This window comes from Streptomyces sp. NPDC048603 (genome assembly GCF_043199475.1).
Classification (GTDB): Bacteria; Actinomycetota; Actinomycetes; order Streptomycetales; family Streptomycetaceae; genus Streptomyces.
Genome location: NZ_JBICVY010000005.1, coordinates 102219 through 117299 on the forward strand (window position 1 = coordinate 102219; position 15081 = coordinate 117299).

Annotated in this window: 17 protein-coding genes; 8 read left to right on the forward strand and 9 right to left on the reverse strand. The window is 73.0% G+C overall.

From position 1 onward, the window contains the following. Positions 1–11: 11 nt before the first annotated feature. Entirely contained in the window at positions 12–1025 is a 1014-nt protein-coding gene (locus ACGFQ9_RS13305; RefSeq protein ID WP_393573866.1) for a hemolysin family protein, read from the reverse strand. Further along, complete coding sequence (locus ACGFQ9_RS13310; RefSeq protein ID WP_393573867.1) at positions 1022–2356, reverse strand: hemolysin family protein; 1335 nt, start codon at positions 2354–2356, stop codon at positions 1022–1024. The genes ACGFQ9_RS13305 and ACGFQ9_RS13310 overlap by 4 nt, the downstream gene beginning before the upstream one ends. Before the next feature lie 157 nt (positions 2357–2513). Between ACGFQ9_RS13310 and ACGFQ9_RS13315 the strand changes: the two genes are divergently transcribed. After that, positions 2514–2939: a GNAT family N-acetyltransferase gene (locus tag ACGFQ9_RS13315; RefSeq protein ID WP_393573868.1), complete on the forward strand. Its 426-nt coding sequence runs from the start codon at positions 2514–2516 to the stop codon at positions 2937–2939. 59 nt (positions 2940–2998) lie between these two features. After that, entirely contained in the window at positions 2999–3547 is a 549-nt protein-coding gene (locus ACGFQ9_RS13320; RefSeq protein ID WP_393573869.1) for a hypothetical protein, read from the forward strand. Between the two features lie 37 nt (positions 3548–3584). Here the strand turns inward: ACGFQ9_RS13320 and ACGFQ9_RS13325 are convergent, their stop codons facing one another. From ACGFQ9_RS13325 to bioB, 4 genes are all read right to left on the reverse strand, one after another. Continuing rightward, complete coding sequence (locus ACGFQ9_RS13325; RefSeq protein ID WP_393573870.1) at positions 3585–4265, reverse strand: class I SAM-dependent methyltransferase; 681 nt, start codon at positions 4263–4265, stop codon at positions 3585–3587. A 123-nt stretch (positions 4266–4388) separates the two neighbouring features. Continuing rightward, positions 4389–5111 carry a dethiobiotin synthase gene (bioD, locus tag ACGFQ9_RS13330; protein WP_393573871.1) on the reverse strand — a complete coding sequence of 241 codons (723 nt, stop codon included), beginning with the start codon at positions 5109–5111 and terminating at the stop codon, positions 4389–4391. Position 5112: 1 nt separating this feature from the next. After that, positions 5113–6426 carry an adenosylmethionine--8-amino-7-oxononanoate transaminase gene (locus ACGFQ9_RS13335; protein WP_393573872.1) on the reverse strand — a complete coding sequence of 438 codons (1314 nt, stop codon included), beginning with the start codon at positions 6424–6426 and terminating at the stop codon, positions 5113–5115. Continuing rightward, entirely contained in the window at positions 6419–7729 is a 1311-nt protein-coding gene (gene bioB, locus ACGFQ9_RS13340; protein ID WP_393573873.1) for a biotin synthase BioB, read from the reverse strand. Before bioB ends, ACGFQ9_RS13335 begins: the two co-directional genes overlap by 8 nt. 163 nt (positions 7730–7892) lie before the next feature. Between bioB and ACGFQ9_RS13345 the strand changes: the two genes are divergently transcribed. Further along, on the forward strand, positions 7893–9047 hold the full coding sequence (locus ACGFQ9_RS13345) for an 8-amino-7-oxononanoate synthase (RefSeq protein WP_393573874.1): 1155 nt from the start codon (positions 7893–7895) through the stop codon (positions 9045–9047). Positions 9048–9097: 50 nt separating this feature from the next. On the opposite strand, the gene ACGFQ9_RS13350 is transcribed toward ACGFQ9_RS13345, so the two are convergent. Then, entirely contained in the window at positions 9098–9316 is a 219-nt protein-coding gene (locus ACGFQ9_RS13350) for a DUF397 domain-containing protein (RefSeq protein WP_393573875.1), read from the reverse strand. Positions 9317–9328: 12 nt separating this feature from the next. Continuing rightward, a complete protein-coding gene (locus ACGFQ9_RS13355) occupies positions 9329–10225 on the reverse strand; it encodes a helix-turn-helix domain-containing protein (protein ID WP_393573876.1) in 897 nt (298 codons plus the stop codon). A 197-nt stretch (positions 10226–10422) separates the two neighbouring features. On the opposite strand from ACGFQ9_RS13355, the gene ACGFQ9_RS13360 reads away from it, so the two are divergent. Then, positions 10423–10869, forward strand: a complete 447-nt coding sequence (locus tag ACGFQ9_RS13360) for an ATP-binding protein (RefSeq protein WP_393573877.1) — start codon at positions 10423–10425, stop codon at positions 10867–10869. An 85-nt stretch (positions 10870–10954) separates the two neighbouring features. Here the strand turns inward: ACGFQ9_RS13360 and ACGFQ9_RS13365 are convergent, their stop codons facing one another. Further along, positions 10955–11410, reverse strand: a complete 456-nt coding sequence (locus tag ACGFQ9_RS13365) for a C40 family peptidase (RefSeq protein WP_393573878.1) — start codon at positions 11408–11410, stop codon at positions 10955–10957. Between the two features lie 620 nt (positions 11411–12030). Between ACGFQ9_RS13365 and ACGFQ9_RS13370 the strand changes: the two genes are divergently transcribed. The 4 genes from ACGFQ9_RS13370 to ACGFQ9_RS13385 are packed head-to-tail and all read left to right on the forward strand — an operon-like array spanning position 12031 to position 15052. Continuing rightward, positions 12031–12333, forward strand: coding sequence for an urease subunit gamma (locus ACGFQ9_RS13370; RefSeq protein WP_393573879.1), 303 nt, complete (start codon positions 12031–12033; stop codon positions 12331–12333). 19 nt (positions 12334–12352) lie between these two features. After that, a complete protein-coding gene (locus tag ACGFQ9_RS13375; RefSeq protein ID WP_393573880.1) occupies positions 12353–12664 on the forward strand; it encodes an urease subunit beta in 312 nt (103 codons plus the stop codon). Continuing rightward, positions 12657–14378: an urease subunit alpha gene (locus ACGFQ9_RS13380; RefSeq protein ID WP_393573881.1), complete on the forward strand. Its 1722-nt coding sequence runs from the start codon at positions 12657–12659 to the stop codon at positions 14376–14378. Before ACGFQ9_RS13375 ends, ACGFQ9_RS13380 begins: the two co-directional genes overlap by 8 nt. Next, positions 14378–15052, forward strand: coding sequence for an urease accessory protein UreF (locus ACGFQ9_RS13385; RefSeq protein WP_393573882.1), 675 nt, complete (start codon positions 14378–14380; stop codon positions 15050–15052). The genes ACGFQ9_RS13380 and ACGFQ9_RS13385 overlap by 1 nt, the downstream gene beginning before the upstream one ends. The last annotated feature ends 29 nt before the right edge of the window (positions 15053–15081 follow it).

Sequence of the window (15081 nt, forward strand, 5' to 3'; positions counted from 1 at the left end):
ATGCGGTGCGGTCAGGAAGTCTTGCCGAACAGCTCGCGCAGCACGTCCTCCATCGTCACCAGCCCGGCCATCGCCCCGTCCGCGTCCAGCACCGCCGCAAGGTGCGTACTGGTCCGCCGCATCGCGGTCAGCACGTCGTCCAGCGGGGTGTCCGCACGGATCCGGGCGATCGGCCGCACGGCCGACTCCGGGAACGGCTCCTCCCGCGACGGCGCGTCCAGGGCGTCCTTGACGTGCAGGTATCCGAGGATCATCCGCTGCTCGTCGACCACCGGGAACCGCGAGTACCCGGAGCTCGCGGAGAGCCGCTCCAGCTCCCCGGGGGTGATCCCCTGCCGGGCCTGGACCACCTCGTCCGCCGGCAGCACCACGTCCGTGACCGGCCGGCGTCCCAGCTCCAGCGCGTCGTGCAGCCGCTCGCTGGCCCGGTCGTCGATCAGCCCCGCCTCGCTGGAGTCCCGGACGATCCGCGCCAGCTCGTCGTCCGAGAAGGTGGCCGAGACCTCGCCCTTGGTCTCCACGCGCAGCAGCCGCAGCAGTACGTTGGCGAAGGCGTTCACCGCGAAGATCACCGGCCGCAGCGCCCGGGTCAGCGCCACCAATGGCGGCCCCAGCGCCAGCGCCGTCCGCACCGGCTCGGCCAGGGCCACGTTCTTCGGCACCATCTCCCCGAAGAGCATGTGCAGGTAGGTCGCCAGGGACAGCGCCACCACGAAGGAGATGGCGTGGGTCAGCCCGTGCGGCACCCCGAGGAGGTCCAGCAGCGGGCTCAGCAGGTGGGCGATGGCGGGCTCGGCCACCACGCCCAGCACCAGCGTGCACAGGGTGATGCCCAGCTGGGCCGCCGCCATCAGCGCGGACACGTGCTCCAGGCCCCACAGCACACTGCCGCCCCGCCGGTCGCCGCGCTCCGCGTACGGCTCGATCTGGCTCCGCCGGACCGAGATCATCGCGAACTCCGCTCCGACGAAGAAGGCGTTGACGACCAGCGTCGCCAGGCCGATCAGCAGCTGGACCACGGTCATCGGGACCCCTCCCGCCCCTCGGCGCGCTCCACCGGCTCGTGCAGCAGCACCCGCGCCGCCCGCCGCCCGGTGGCGTCCACCACCTCGATGCGCCACCCGTCGAGCTCCAGGCTGTCGCCTGAGGCCGGGATGCGCCCGAGCTCCGTCGCTATCAGCCCGGCCAGGGTCTCGTACGGCCCGTCCGGTACCCGCAGGCCGATCCGCGCCAGCTGGTCGGTGCGGGCCGCGCCGTCCGCCGCGTACAGCCGCCGCCCGTCCGTGTCCGCGCCGGCCGGGGCCAGGTCCGGGGTCTCGTGCGGGTCGTGCTCGTCCCGCACCTCGCCGACGACCTCCTCGACGATGTCCTCCAGGGTGACCACCCCCGCGGTGCCGCCGTACTCGTCGATGACCACGGCCATCGTCTGCCTGCCCGACAGCCGGTCCAGCAGCCGGTCCACGGTCAGCGACTCCGGCACCAGGAGCGGCTCGCGGAGCAGCCGGGACACCGGGTAACCGTGCCGCTCGGCGGCCGGCAGGGCCAGGACGTCCTTGATGTGGACGGTGCCGACCACCGAGTCCAGGCTGCCCCGGTACACCGGGTAGCGGGACAGGCCGGTGGCCATCGTCGCGTTCGCCACGTCCTCCGCCGTGGTCTGCACGTCCAGCGCGGTGACCTGGACCCGCGGGGTCATCACGTTCTCCGCGGTCAGGTCGGCGAGGTTCAGGGTGCGCACGAACAACTCCGCGGTGTCCTTCTCCAGCGCCCCCTCCTTCGCGGAGTGCCGGGCCAGCGCCACCAGCTCCTGGGGGGTCCGGGCGGAGGCCAGCTCCTCGGCCGGCTCCAGACCGAACCGGCGCACCATGTGGTTGGCCGTGGTGTTCAGGTGGCCGATCAGCGGCCGGAAGGCGCCGCTGAACACCCGCTGCATGGTCGCCACCCGCTTGGCCACCGCCAGCGGGGAGGAGATCGCCCAGTTCTTCGGCACCAGCTCGCCGACCACCATCAGCACCACCGTCGACACGGCCGTGCCGAGCACCAGGGCGGTGGAGGAGGCCACGGCCGGGGACAGCCCGATCGCCTCGAACGGGCCCTGGAGCAGGGCCGCGATCGACGGTTTGGCGATCATGCCGATGATCAGGCCGGTGACGGTGATGCCGAGCTGGGCCCCGGACAGCTGGAAGGTCAGGCTCCGGACGGCCGACAGGGCGCTCTCCGCACCCCGCTCACCCCTTTCGGCCGCCCGTTCGAGCTCGCTGCGCTCGACGGTGGTCAGCGAGAACTCGGCCGCGACGAAGACACCGCAGGCCAGGCAGAGCAGCAGCGCCACGATCAGCAGAAGCACTTCGGTCATCGGTCCACCTCCATCCCATGATCAACCAGGAGTCGGCGGGACGCGCGGCGGAACGCGCGGCGGGACGTGCCGCGAGGCCCTCGCGGGGGGTCTCGGGGGGTCTCGTGGGGCGGAATCCGGTGGCGGGCCCGGTCCCCCGCGTGCTTGGCTGCCGACCATGATCGAACCGCAGCTCCGGGCCGCCGTGCCGGCCGACGCCGAGAACGTCCTCGCCTTCTGGAAGGAAGCCGCCGAGGGCACGTCCATCACGGACGACGTGGCCGGAGTGACCGCACTCGTCACCCGGGACCCCAGGGCCCTGATCCTGGCCGAGGCGGACGGCCGGATCGTCGGATCGGTCATCGCCGGCTACGACGGCTGGCGCTGCTCGCTCTACCGCCTGGCCGTCCTCCCCTCGCACCGCCGCCGGGGCATCGCCACCCGCCTGCTCGACGCCGCCGAACAGCGCTTCCTCGCGGTCGGCGGCCGCCGCGGCGACGCGATGGTGCTGGAGGCCAACGAACGCGCCCACCAGGCCTGGGCCGCGGCGGGCTACCACCGCGAAGACCACTGGCGCCGCTGGGTCAAGCCGTTCGGTGCCTGAAGCGCGGTGGTCCGCCTCCCACACTTCCGACGAAGGAATACGAAAGGAGCACGAACGGCATGACCGGTATGACCCCGGCCGACTGGTGGGCGGTGCTGCCCGTCGGCATCCGCGCACAGGTCGACGGATACGTCCTCCAGGACGCCAGGTTCCAGGCGGTGCGCGTCGTCTGGGAGGCCGGCCGGGGACAGGGCCTGGGGCTGACCGATGCCCAGTACGTGGTCCACGACCGGTACCTCCACCACGGTGACCGGATCGCCCGTACCCCCGACAGCCCGCTCGACGTGGACTCCCTGGCCGCCCGGGCCTCGGGCTGCCACGGCCGCGTGGTGGCGATCGAGGCGGTGTGGGACGGCGACACCGTGCACGACTGGTTCGTCAACCTGCTGGCCGTCACCGGCGACCCCGACGGGGAGCACGCGCTGGCCGTGATCCACCAGGGCACGGCCGTACGGTACCTGGGGGACGGGGAACCCGCGCCGTTCGGCCCGGTGGCCGCCGCCGCCGCCGAGCGGGCCGGCCGGGCACTGGCCACCCGCCTCTCCGTGCCCTTCCACTTCGGCAGTCCGCAGGTCCCGGACGACGACGCCCCGCGCTGGAGGCCCTGAGCGGCGACGCGCTGTCCGGCCCGGCGGGCGGCCGTGGCTACACGTCGTCGAAGGGGCGCCGGGCCGAGCCGATCACGCAGTACGACGTGGGCAGCGCGGGACCCCGCTCGGGGAGCCGGAAGGACCGCTGTCCGGTGATCCGGAAGCCGGCGGCCTCGATCGCCGCCACCGGATCCCGCGAGGTGTGGCAGCCGCCGAACAGGCGGGGCCACACCGTCCGGTCCAGGGCGCGCTGCACCGACGCCATCCCCGGCCCCGGGGCCAACCCGTGCTCGAAGAAGCGCAGTTCGGCCCCGGGCCGCAGCACCCGCCGCAACTCGGCGAGCGAGCGCGGCAGATCCCGTACGCTGCACAGCACGAGCGAGGCCACGGCCCCGTCGAACGCCTCGCTCTTCACGGGCAGGGCCTCGGCGGCCCCCGGGACCACGTCCACCGGGACCTCCGCGCGCAGCGCGGCCGTACGGGCCAGCCCGCGCAGGCTCCGCTCCGGTTCGACGGCCACGACCTCGGAGACCGCGCGCGGGTAGTGGGCGAAGTTCAGGCCGTTGCCCGCGCCGATCTCGATGACCCGGCCGGACAGCCCCGCCAGCAGCTCCTCGCGGAGCGCGGCGACCCCGCCGCGCGCGTCGGCCTGCACGCTCAGGCGGGCGTAGAACCGGGCGAACAGAGGGTGGTGGACGGTGTCCGGGGGAAGCGGCCGTTCCGGGCGCAACGGCATGGTGGACCTCCTCGCAGCGGAACTTCACCTACCGCAAGTCTTCCCCGGACCCCACCGGGAGAACACCCCGGGCCGACGTCGGGCCGACCGGCGGGCCTGCCCCCACCCGGTGTCAGGCCTGCGTCAGGCCGACCAGCGTGCCAGGAACTCGCCGGCCGGCCAGGCGCCGCCCAGGACCGGATCCAGCCAGCCGGCCGCCGCGGCGCGGAACTCCGCCGGGGCGAGCGCCCCCGCACCCTGCGGCACCGCCCCCAGCAGCGGCAGCCCCGACACCGCGGGCAGGTCCGCCAGGTTGCACCGCGAGGCCAGGTCCGGCTCGGCCGGCCAGCTGCCCACCACCACGCCGGGGGAGCGCAGCGACCGGGCGCGCAGCGCCTCGGCCGTCAGCGCCGTCGAGTTGAGCGTCCCGAGCCCCGAAGGGGCCACCACGAGCACCGGAGCGCCGAGCAGCCGGGCCGCGTCCGCCAGCGTGTGCCCCGCGTCGTCGAACCGCACCAGCAGCCCGCCCGCACCCTCGACCAGCACCAGGTCGTGCGAGGCGGCCAGCTTCTCCGCGGCCTCCGCGACCCGCTCCGGCGACACCGTCGCCAGCCCGGACCGGCGCGCCGCCGCGGACGGCGCCAAAGGCTCGGGATAGCGCACCAGTTCGGCGGTCGTCACCTCCGGCCCGGCCAGCCGCACGACCTCCGCGGCGTCGCCGGGCTCCTCCGGACCGACTCCGGTCTGCGCGGGCTTGAGTACCGCCACCGACCGGCCCGCCGCCACCGCCACGGCGGCTACCGCCGCGGTCACCACGGTCTTCCCGATCTCGGTGCCCGTCCCGGACACCACCACGACCTCGCCCATCTCAGCCCTCCCGTGCCGCCGCGCACACCGCACGGCAGATCCGCGCCACGTCCGCGTCCCCGGTCACGAACGGCGGCATCGTGTAGATCAGGTCGCGGAACGGGCGCAGCCACACGCCCTCCCGGACCGCCGCCGCGGTCGCCGCGGCCATGTCCACCGGGTGGTCGAGCTGGACCACGCCGATCGCGCCCAGCACCCGTACGTCCTTCACCCCCGGCACCGCCGAGGCCTCCGCCAGCCCCTCCCGGAGCCCGGCCTCGATCCGCTTGACCTCCTGCGCCCAGTCCTGGCCGAGCAGCAGGTCGATCGAGGCAAGAGCCACCGCCGAGGCCAGCGGGTTGCCCATGAAGGTCGGGCCGTGCGCCAGCACCGGCACCTCGCCCTGGGAGATCCCGTCCGCCACCCGCTCCGTGCACAGGGTCGCGGCCATGCTCAGGTAGCCGCCGGTCAGCGACTTGCCCAGGCACATCACGTCCGGCGTGATGCCCGCGTGGTCGGCGGCGAACAGCGCGCCCGTCCGCCCGAACCCGGTCGCGATCTCGTCGAGGACCAGCAGTACGTCGTACTCGTCGCACAGGTCGCGCAGCACCCGCAGGTGGGCCGGGTTGTGGAAGCGCATGCCGCCCGCGCCCTGCACCACCGGCTCCACGATCACCGCGGCCAGCTCGTGCGCGTGCGCGGCGACCAGCGTGCGCAGGTGGTCGGCGTACGCCGGGTCCACCGGCGTGTCGAAGTCCCCGGGCGGGGCGTCGGCGAACACCTGCTTCGGCAGGTGTCCCGACCACAGTTCGTGCATGCCGCCCTCGGGGTCGCAGACGGCCATCGGCTGCCAGGTGTCCCCGTGGTAGCCGCCGCGCCAGGTCATCAGCCGGGTCTTGCCGGTCCGGCCCACCGAGCGCCAGTACTGCAGGCACATCTTGACCGCGACCTCGACCGCCACCGAGCCCGAGTCGGACAGGAACACGTGCTCCAGTCCCGCCGGGGTCAGCTCGACCAGCTTCGCGGCCAGCCGCACGGCGGGCTCGTGGGTGAGCCCGCCGAACATGACGTGCGACATCCGGCCCAGCTGGCCGGTCACGGCATCGTTGAGCACCGGGTGGTTGTAGCCGTGGATCGCCGACCACCACGAGGACATGCCGTCGACCAGCTCGTCCCGCCCCTCCGCCGGGGCGGCCAGCCGCAGCCGGACCCCCGAGGCGGAGGCGACGACCAGCGGCTCCTGCCGTCCCGGCATGGGCCCGTAGGGATGCCAGACGTGCTGCCGGTCGAGGGCGATCAGCTCCTCGACCGGCAGCACCCGGTGCAGGTCAGGCATTGGGGGCGAGCTCCGTCCCGGCCCCGCGGCGGCGCACCGCCACCAGCTCGGGACGCACCTCTCCGGGCGCGGCCTGCGCGGGGGCTTCGGCCGCCTCCGCGGCGGGCGCCGCCGCCTCGGCCGGCACCTCGGCCGGCACCGGCTCGGCAGCGGTCTCGGCGGCCGGCGCGTGGGAGCCGCAGCCCCCGCAGCCCGAACCGCAGCCCGCGCCGGCCGAACCGTCGGCGGCCGGGCCGCACACGGAGGCACCGGCCCCGTGCGATCCGCAGCCGCCGCCCGCCCGGGCGGCCGCCACGTCGGCGCGGTGCGCGGGCAGGGTCGTCGTACCGGCGCCCTCCACCTCGAAACCGGCGTCCGCGATCATGTCGAGGTCGGCCTGGCCGGCCTGGCCCTCACTGGTGAGGTAGTCGCCGAGGAAGATCGAGTTGGCGATGTGCAGCGCGAGCGGCTGCATCGAGCGCAGGTGCACCTCGCGGCCGCCGGCGATGCGGACCTCGACATCGGGGCAGACGAAGCGGACCATCGCCAGGATCCGCAGGCAGCGCTGCGGGGTGAGGTTCCACTCCTTGGCCAGGGGGGTGCCCTCGAAGGGGATCAGGAAGTTGACCGGCACGGAGTCCGAGTCCAGCTCGCGCAGCGAGTAGACCACGTCGACCAGGTCCTCATCGCTTTCGCCCATACCCGCGATCAGACCGGAGCAGGCCGACAGGCCCGCCGCGTGCGCCTTCTGCACGGTGTCCACGCGGTCCGCGTAGGTGTGCGTCTTGGTGATCGCACCGTACGTGGACTCGGAGGTGTTCAGGTTGTGGTTGTACGCGTCGGCGCCCGCGTCCCGCAGCTTCTCCGCCTGGCCGTCCGAGAGCAGGCCGAGGCACGCGCAGACCTCGACGCCCTCGTTCTGCTCCTTGATGGCCGCGATGGTCTTGCCGACGCGGTCCACGTCCCGGTCCGTCGGACCGCGGCCGCTGGCCACCAGGCAGACCCGCTTCGCCCCGCCGGCCACCCCGGCCGCAGCGGCCTGGGACGCCTCCTCCGGCTTCAGCCAGGTGTACTTCAGGATCTCGGCCTTGGAACCCAGGCGCTGGGAGCAGTACGAGCAGTCCTCCGGGCACAGGCCCGACTTCAGGTTGACCAGATAGTTCAGCTTGACCCGGCGGCCGAACCACCGGCGGCGCACCTTTCCGGCCGCGGCCACCACGTCGAGCAGGTCGTCGTCGGAGGTCGCCAGCACGGCGAGCGCTTCTTCGCGGGTCGGCAGCTCACGCCGCAGTCCCTTTTCCACCAGGGTGTTCAGCAGGTCCATGAGGGCGATCCTGTCCCACACCACCCATCCCGGCCAAGGAGGAACCATCCAAGATGGCTGGAAGGGAGTGTGTGTATCACCACACCAACCACACCGGTCGCGGGCGGCTAGGGTCGGGGATGGCCTGTGGACAGCCGACAAAACACGATGCGAGGACCGGCATATGGACGTGTTCGCCTGGATCGACGACGAGGCGCTGGCCCGGGAGCGGGCCGGACTGGAGCGCACCCTGCGCCCCCGCCCCGCCGCGTCGGACCTGCTGGACCTGGCGAGCAACGACTACCTGGGCCTGTCCCGGCACCCCGAGACGGTCCGCGGGGCGCGGGAGGCGGCCGAGCGCTGGGGGGCCGGCGCCACCGGATCCCGCCTGGTCACCGGTACCACCGAACTCCACGCCGAGCTGGAGCGCGAGCTCGCCGCCTTCTGCGGCTTCGAGGCCGCCCTCGTGCTGTCCTCCGGGTACGCCGCCAACCTCGCCGCCGTCACCGCGCTCAGCGGACGGGGCACCCTGGTGGTCTCCGACGCCGGCAACCACGCGTCGATCGTGGACGCCTGCCGGCTCTCCCGCGCCGAGACCGCGGTGGTCCCGCACTCGGATCCGGAGACCGTGCGCAAGACCCTGGCCACCCGTCAGCCCGGCACCCGGGCCCTGTTCGTCAGCGACTCGGTGTTCTCGGTGGACGGGGACGCGGCGCCGCTGGCGGGGTACGCCGCGGCCTGCCGGGCGGAGGGGGCGGCCCTGGTCGTGGACGACGCGCACGGGCTGGGCGTGCTGGGCGAGGGCGGCCGGGGCGCGCTGCACGCGGCCGGGCTGGCCGGGGCGCCCGGTGTGGTCGCCACGATGACCCTCTCGAAGTCCCTGGGGAGCCAGGGCGGGGCGGTGCTCGGGCCGGAGCGGGTGATCCGCCACCTGGTCAACACGGCCCGGACCTTCATCTTCGACACCGGCCTCGCGCCGGCCGCCGCCGGCGCCGCGCTGGCGAGCCTGCGGCTGCTGGCCCGGGAGCCGGAACGCGCCGGGCGGGCCGGGGAAGTGGCCGCCGAGCTGTACGGGCGGCTGACCGCGTCCGGCCTGACCGCGGCCCGGCCGGACGCTGCCGTGGTGTCGGTACGGGCCCCGTCGCCGTCGGCGGCACTGCGCTGGGCCGCCGACTGCCGAGGGGCAGGAGTGTCCGTGGGGTGCTTCCGCCCGCCGTCCGTTCCGGACGGCATCTCCCGGCTCCGGCTGACCGCCCGGGCCGATCTCACGGGGGACGAGATCTCCCGGGCCGTGGAGACGATCCTGCGGACCGCTCCGGAGGGAGCGGCGACCCGCTAGGCCGCGTCTTCCGGAGCAAGCCGGGCCCGCGGCCGCGCCGGTGTCCGTGTCTAGCGGACGTCCGCCCGTACCGAGGAGAGGAAGCCGTGCCAGGCCGGCCCGGTGAAGAGCACGGCCGGGCCGTCCGTCCGCTTGGAGTCACGGACGGCCAGCAGGCCGCCGTCGAGGACGGCGGCTTCCACGCAGTTGTTCATTCCGGTGCTGCGGCTGCTCTTGCGCCACACTGCTCTGTTCAGAAGTCCGCTGGTGCTGGAGGGGGTTGCGGACACGGGGGTGCCTCCTTACGCGCCGTCAGCGAGCACGCTCGCGGCGATCTCGCTGATCAGTTCCGACGAGTCCTGGGGCGGGAGGGCGTGCGCCTGGATGGTGCGGAACGCGGCGCCGTACGCCTCAAGGTCTTCCTTCCGCTCCAGATAGAGGCTACTCGTCAAATGGTCGAGTACGACCACATCCAGATCGGCGATGTTCGGAAATGAGAAAATGACGAACGGTCCGGTCAGGCCGAGATGCCCCCCTACGCTGAACGGCAGTACCTGGAGCCGGACATGGGGCAGGGCCGCCACCTCCACCAGGTGCCGCAGCTGCTCCGCCATCACCTCCGGCCCGCCGATCTGCCGCCGCAGCACGGCCTCGTCGAGGACCGCGTCGAGTTCCAGCGGCGGATCCGCCCGCAGCACGGCCTGCCGGGCCAGCCGTACGTCGACCAGCGCGTCCACCTTCGGTTCCGGAAGTCCGCCCAGCGCGGCCCGGGTGACCGCCCTGGCGTAGGCCGATGTCTGCAGCAGCCCCGGGACCACCGAGAGCTCCACCGTGCGGGCGGACCGGGCGCCCGCCTCCAGACTGATGAAGTCCCGGTACTCCTGGGGCAGCAGGCCCCGGTAGTCGTGCCACCACTGGCGCCCCCGTCCGGTGTCCTCGCCGGCTGCCGGACCGGCCGCCGAGACCGACAGCGCCTCCAGCAGCGCCCGCTCCTGGGCGCCCACCCCTCCGTAGGCGTCCAGCAGCAGCCGGACGTCCTCCGGTTTCACGCCACTGCGGCCCGTCTCGATCCGGCTGATTTTCGACTGGTGCCAGCCCACGATCCGGGCGGCCTCACCGCTGGTGAGCCCGGACCGGTCGCGCAACGCTCGCAGTTCCTCGCCGAGCTTGCGCCGGCGCACCGCGGGACCGTGCTGCATACCCGCCTCCTTCCACCGGCACAGATCGCACCAGTCTGCCTTTCAAATACGGTCTCTCGTAGCAGAGTTCACCGCTTTGAGCGACAGATATATGCATATCCCGGGGGAACGGCCGCACCGGCCGGGTGAAGAGTGGCAGTCTGGCGCGAAGTACAGATCCGGGGCGTATCGCCTCGGTGGGAAAGGGACAGCGCGCCATGGCAGACCACCAGGAAGCATCCGTCACCCTGCCGAGCGATCCCGCCTCGGTGTCGGTCGCCCGCCGCTATGTCGCGGACGTGCTCGGCGAATGGGGCCTGCCGGACGAGGATGCCACGGCGGACACCGTCCGGCTGATCGTCTCCGAGCTCGCCACCAACGCCGTCCAGCACACCTTCGGCAAGTCGCCCACCTTCACCGTGGACATCCGCCTGGAGTGCGACGAACTGCTGCGGGTCGGCGTGACCGACAGTCATCCGCGCTGGCCCAGAAGGCTTCCGGCCGCCGTCCAGCAGGACAACGGGCGGGGGATGGTGATCATCCGATGGCTGGCCGCCGAATCGGGTGGCAGGCTGTCGGTCACGCCGACGGCGGAGGGCGGGAAGACGGTCTGGATCGCGCTGCCGTGGACGGCCGGAGCCACAGCCGAGCCGCAGCCCCGCTGAGCTCCCGTGCGACCCCCGAGCCCTCGGTACACGCGGAGCCCCCGGTACGCCCGGAGCATCCTGCCCGCCCGGAGCACCCGGTGTCTCACCGCACCCGCCCGTACCGCACGCTGCCGGTCCAGATCTTCTCCAGCCGGACCCTGGTCCCCGGCTTGGGCGCGTGCAGGATCCGCCCGCCGCCCGCGTACATCCCCACGTGGTAGACCCTCTGACCGGCCAGGAAGAACACCAGATCGCCCCGCTGCGGGGAACGTCCCCCTATCCGCGAGGTCCGGTTGTACTGCTGGGCCGCCGTGCGCGGCAGGTGCTTGCCGACCCGTTTGTACGAGTACTGGGTCAGTCCCGAGCAGTCGAATCCGTTCGGCCCGGTGCCGCCCCACCGGTAGGGCGCGCCCTGCTGGGAAGCGGCGACCGCGAAGGCCTGTGCGGCGTGCGTCGCCGCCTGGGCCTCCGGGGCGGCACCGGCGAGCGTCAGGGTCAGTGCGGCGGTGAGGCCGGCACAGGTCATCACGGACGGGAAGGCGTTCTTCAGCGCGGACATCAGGACCCTTCTCACCGGCCCGCCTGGATGGCGGGCTGTCGTCCGGGATCCTGGCGTACGAAATGCCCGATTTGAGCGTTGATTAGACGCGATGTGAGTTACATCACTTATTTAGCCCTTACGGTGTTTCGCCTTCCCGGAGGCCGGGTCAGGGTCACCAAACCCGCCTCCGACCAGCGCCGTTGCGTCCATCCCCGGCCGGCGGCCGGGGTAAGTCGGCTCTGCGGCCGAGCCGTTCCCCCGCTACTCCGAACGGGCGAGGGTGTCGCGTGACTGGGCGTCCCGCACTGTGTACGGTCCGCAATCACGGCCGTCCCTAAGTGCCGTGGTCCGTATACGGGGCGTCCTCGCGTGCGGGGTCCCGCGCTGAACCCGGTCGCCACCCGAAACGTGGGTTAACGCATCGGAAAAGCACGCGGCCTAGCGTGGCATGGACGTACCGGTCGGTCTGTAACGGCCCATGGGGCGGTAAAGCGCGGGTAGTTGGCGTGGAAAGGGTTTCCCCACTTCGGCAAGGAGTTGCTCCGGTATGGAAATGCGCAGGTCAACAAGGTGTTGAAGGCGGCTAACGTCCCGCACGGCGCGCAATCGATCATGTTGACGGAACTGGGTGATTCAGAGTGCAGTTGACACCTCATGAGCAGGAAAGACTGCTCATCCACGTGGCGGCCGACGTCGCCGAGAAGCGCAGGGCGCGCGGGGTGCTCCTCAACCACCCCGAAGCCATCGCCCTGATCACGAGCCATGTGCTCGAAGGCGCCCGGGACGGGCGGACGGTGGCGGAGCTGATGGCCTCCGGCCGGACCGTACTCGGCCGCGCCGAGGTCATGGAGGGGATTCCCGAGTTGATCCGCGACGTCCAGGTCGAAGCGACGTTCCCCGACGGGACGAAGCTCGTCACCGTCCACCATCCGATCGTCTGAGCGCGGGGAGAACAGTCGCATGATTCCCGGCGAGATCCACTACGGAGACGGCCCGGTCACCCTCAACGAGGGCCGCCCGGTCACCCGCATCACCGTCCTCAACGCCGCGGACCGGCCCGTCCAGGTCGGCTCCCACTACCACTTCGCCGAGGCCAACCCGGGCCTCGAGTTCGACCGGGCCGCCGCCCGCGGCCTCCGCCTCAACATCGCCGCCGGCACCGCCGTCCGCTTCGAGCCGGGCATCCCGGCCGCCGTGGAACTGGTGCCGCTGGCCGGCCTGCGCACCGTACCCGGACTGCGCGGCGAGACCGGAGGGCCGATCGATGGCTGAACTCACCCGCGAGGCGTACGCCGACCTCTTCGGCCCCACCGCCGGTGACCGGATCCGGCTCGCCGACACCGACCTGCTGATCGAGATCGAGCAGGACCTCTCCGGCGGGCCCGGCCGGGCCGGCGACGAGGCCGTGTTCGGCGGTGGCAAGGTGATCCGGGAATCCATGGGCCAGGCCCGCACCACACGGGCGGAGGGGGCGCCCGACACGGTCATCACCGGGGTCGTGGTCCTCGACCACTGGGGCATCGTCAAGGCGGACATCGCCCTCCGGGACGGCCGTATCACCGGCATCGGCAAGGCGGGCAACCCGGACACGATGGACGGGGTGGAGCCACCACTGGTGATCGGCCCGGAGACCGAGATCATCTCCGGCAACGGGAAGATCGTCACCGCGGGCGCCATCGACGCCCACGTCCACTTCATCTCCCCGACCGTCCTCGACACCGCCCTCGCCTCCGGGATCACCACCCTGGTCGGCGGCGGCACCGGCCCCGCCGAGGGCACCAAGGCCACCACCATCACCCCAGGCCCCTGGCACCTCGCCCGGATGTTCGCGGCCCTGGAGGCCCACCCCGTCAACATCGGCCTCCTCGGCAAGGGCAACACCACCTCCCGCGAGGCCATGCACTCCCAGCTGCGCGGCGGCGCCCTCGGGTTCAAGATCCACGAGGACTGGGGGGCGACCCCCGCCGCCATCGACGCCTGTCTGGGCGTCTGCGAGGAGACCGGAGCCCAGGTCGCCATCCACACCGACACCCTCAACGAGGCCGGTTTCGTGGACGACACCCTCGCCGCCATCGGGGGCCGGACCATCCACGCGTACCACACCGAGGGCGCGGGCGGCGGGCACGCCCCCGACATCATCACCGTGGTCGGCGAGCCGCACGTGCTGCCCAGCTCCACCAACCCCACCCGCCCGCACACCCTCAACACCGTCGAGGAACACCTCGACATGCTCATGGTCTGCCATCACCTCAACCCGGCCGTCCCCGAGGACCTCGCCTTCGCCGAGTCGCGGATCCGGCCCTCCACCATCGCGGCCGAGGACGTCCTGCACGACCTCGGTGCCATCTCGATCATCTCCTCCGACTCCCAGGCCATGGGCCGGGTCGGCGAGGTCATCATGCGCACCTGGCAGACCGCCCACGTGATGAAGAAGCGGCGCGGCGCCCTGCCCGGCGACGGTCCCGCCGACAACCACCGGGCCCGCCGCTACGTCGCCAAGTACACGATCAACCCGGCCGTCGCCCAGGGGCTGGCCCGCGAGATCGGCTCGGTGGAGACCGGCAAGCTCGCCGACCTGGTCCTCTGGGACCCGGCCTTCTTCGGGGTGAAACCGCTGATGGTCATCAAGGGCGGACAGATCGCCTACGCGCAGATGGGCGACGCCAACGCCTCCATCCCCACCCCGCAACCCATGCTCCCGCGCCCCATGTTCGGCAGTCACGGCCGCGCTCCAGCGCAGAACTCGGTGAACTTCACCGCGCAGGCGGCACTCGACGACCACCTGCCCGAACGGCTGGGCCTGGGCAAGGAGTTCGTCGCCATGGAGTCCACCCGCAAGGTCACCAAGGCGGACATGCGCCTCAACGACGCCATGCCCCGGGTGGAGGTCGACCCCGACAGCTTCACCGTCACCATCGACGGGGAGGCCGTGGAACCCGCGCCCGCGGCCGAACTCCCCATGGCCCAGCGCTACTTCCTCTTCTGATGAGCCGCGCCGCCCTGCTCGTGCTCGCCGACGGACGTTTCCCGGCCGGCGGGCACGCCCATTCGGGCGGGGCCGAGGCCGCCGTCAAGGCCGGCCGGATCCGCGACGCCGCCACCCTGGAGGAGTTCTGCCGGGGCCGGCTGCACACCGCCGGACTGGTCGCGGCCGCGCTCGCCGCGGCCGCGGCGAGCGGCCTGGACCCGGGCGAACTCGACGCCGCCGCCGACGCCCGCACCCCCTCGCCCGCCCTGCGCGCCGCCGCGCGCAGGCTGGGCCGGCAGCTGCTCCGGGCCGCCCGTGCGACCTGGCCCGCGCCCGAGCTCGACGACCTGGCCGCCGCCTTCCCGCGCGGCGCGCACCAGCCCGTCGTGCTCGGGCTCACCGCCCGCGCCGCCGGGCTCGGGCCGGCGGACGCCGCGTACGCAGCCGGGTACGAGAGCATCGGCGGCCCGGCCACCGCCACCGTACGGCTGCTCGGCCTGGACCCGTTCCAGGCGAGCGGGGTACTGGCCCGGCTCGCCCCCGAGCTCGACACGGTGGCCGGGCGGGCCGAGGAGTACGCCCGCCGGGCCGGGCTGCACGGCACGGACGCCCTGCCGGCCGCCTCCTCGCCGCTGCTGGAGATCGGCGCGGAGGTCCACGCGGCCTGGCCGGTGCGTCTGTTCGCCTCCTGATGCCACATCTGACGCCACGTCCCACACCA

Excerpts from the sequence above, each read along its gene's own strand:
- ACGFQ9_RS13305 (WP_393573866.1), bottom strand. The coding sequence starts at position 1,025 with ATGACCGTGGTCCAGCTGCTGATCGGCCTGGCGACGCTGGTCGTCAAC.
- ACGFQ9_RS13310 (WP_393573867.1), bottom strand. The coding sequence starts at position 2,356 with ATGACCGAAGTGCTTCTGCTGATCGTGGCGCTGCTGCTCTGCCTGGCC.
- ACGFQ9_RS13315 (WP_393573868.1), top strand. The coding sequence starts at position 2,514 with ATGATCGAACCGCAGCTCCGGGCCGCCGTGCCGGCCGACGCCGAGAAC.
- ACGFQ9_RS13320 (WP_393573869.1), top strand. The coding sequence starts at position 2,999 with ATGACCGGTATGACCCCGGCCGACTGGTGGGCGGTGCTGCCCGTCGGC.
- ACGFQ9_RS13325 (WP_393573870.1), bottom strand. The coding sequence starts at position 4,265 with ATGCCGTTGCGCCCGGAACGGCCGCTTCCCCCGGACACCGTCCACCAC.
- bioD (WP_393573871.1), bottom strand. The coding sequence starts at position 5,111 with ATGGGCGAGGTCGTGGTGGTGTCCGGGACGGGCACCGAGATCGGGAAG.
- ACGFQ9_RS13335 (WP_393573872.1), bottom strand. The coding sequence starts at position 6,426 with ATGCCTGACCTGCACCGGGTGCTGCCGGTCGAGGAGCTGATCGCCCTC.
- bioB (WP_393573873.1), bottom strand. The coding sequence starts at position 7,729 with ATGGACCTGCTGAACACCCTGGTGGAAAAGGGACTGCGGCGTGAGCTG.
- ACGFQ9_RS13345 (WP_393573874.1), top strand. The coding sequence starts at position 7,893 with ATGGACGTGTTCGCCTGGATCGACGACGAGGCGCTGGCCCGGGAGCGG.
- ACGFQ9_RS13355 (WP_393573876.1), bottom strand. The coding sequence starts at position 10,225 with ATGCAGCACGGTCCCGCGGTGCGCCGGCGCAAGCTCGGCGAGGAACTG.
- ACGFQ9_RS13360 (WP_393573877.1), top strand. The coding sequence starts at position 10,423 with ATGGCAGACCACCAGGAAGCATCCGTCACCCTGCCGAGCGATCCCGCC.
- ACGFQ9_RS13365 (WP_393573878.1), bottom strand. The coding sequence starts at position 11,410 with ATGTCCGCGCTGAAGAACGCCTTCCCGTCCGTGATGACCTGTGCCGGC.
- ACGFQ9_RS13375 (WP_393573880.1), top strand. The coding sequence starts at position 12,353 with ATGATTCCCGGCGAGATCCACTACGGAGACGGCCCGGTCACCCTCAAC.
- ACGFQ9_RS13380 (WP_393573881.1), top strand. The coding sequence starts at position 12,657 with ATGGCTGAACTCACCCGCGAGGCGTACGCCGACCTCTTCGGCCCCACC.
- ACGFQ9_RS13385 (WP_393573882.1), top strand. The coding sequence starts at position 14,378 with ATGAGCCGCGCCGCCCTGCTCGTGCTCGCCGACGGACGTTTCCCGGCC.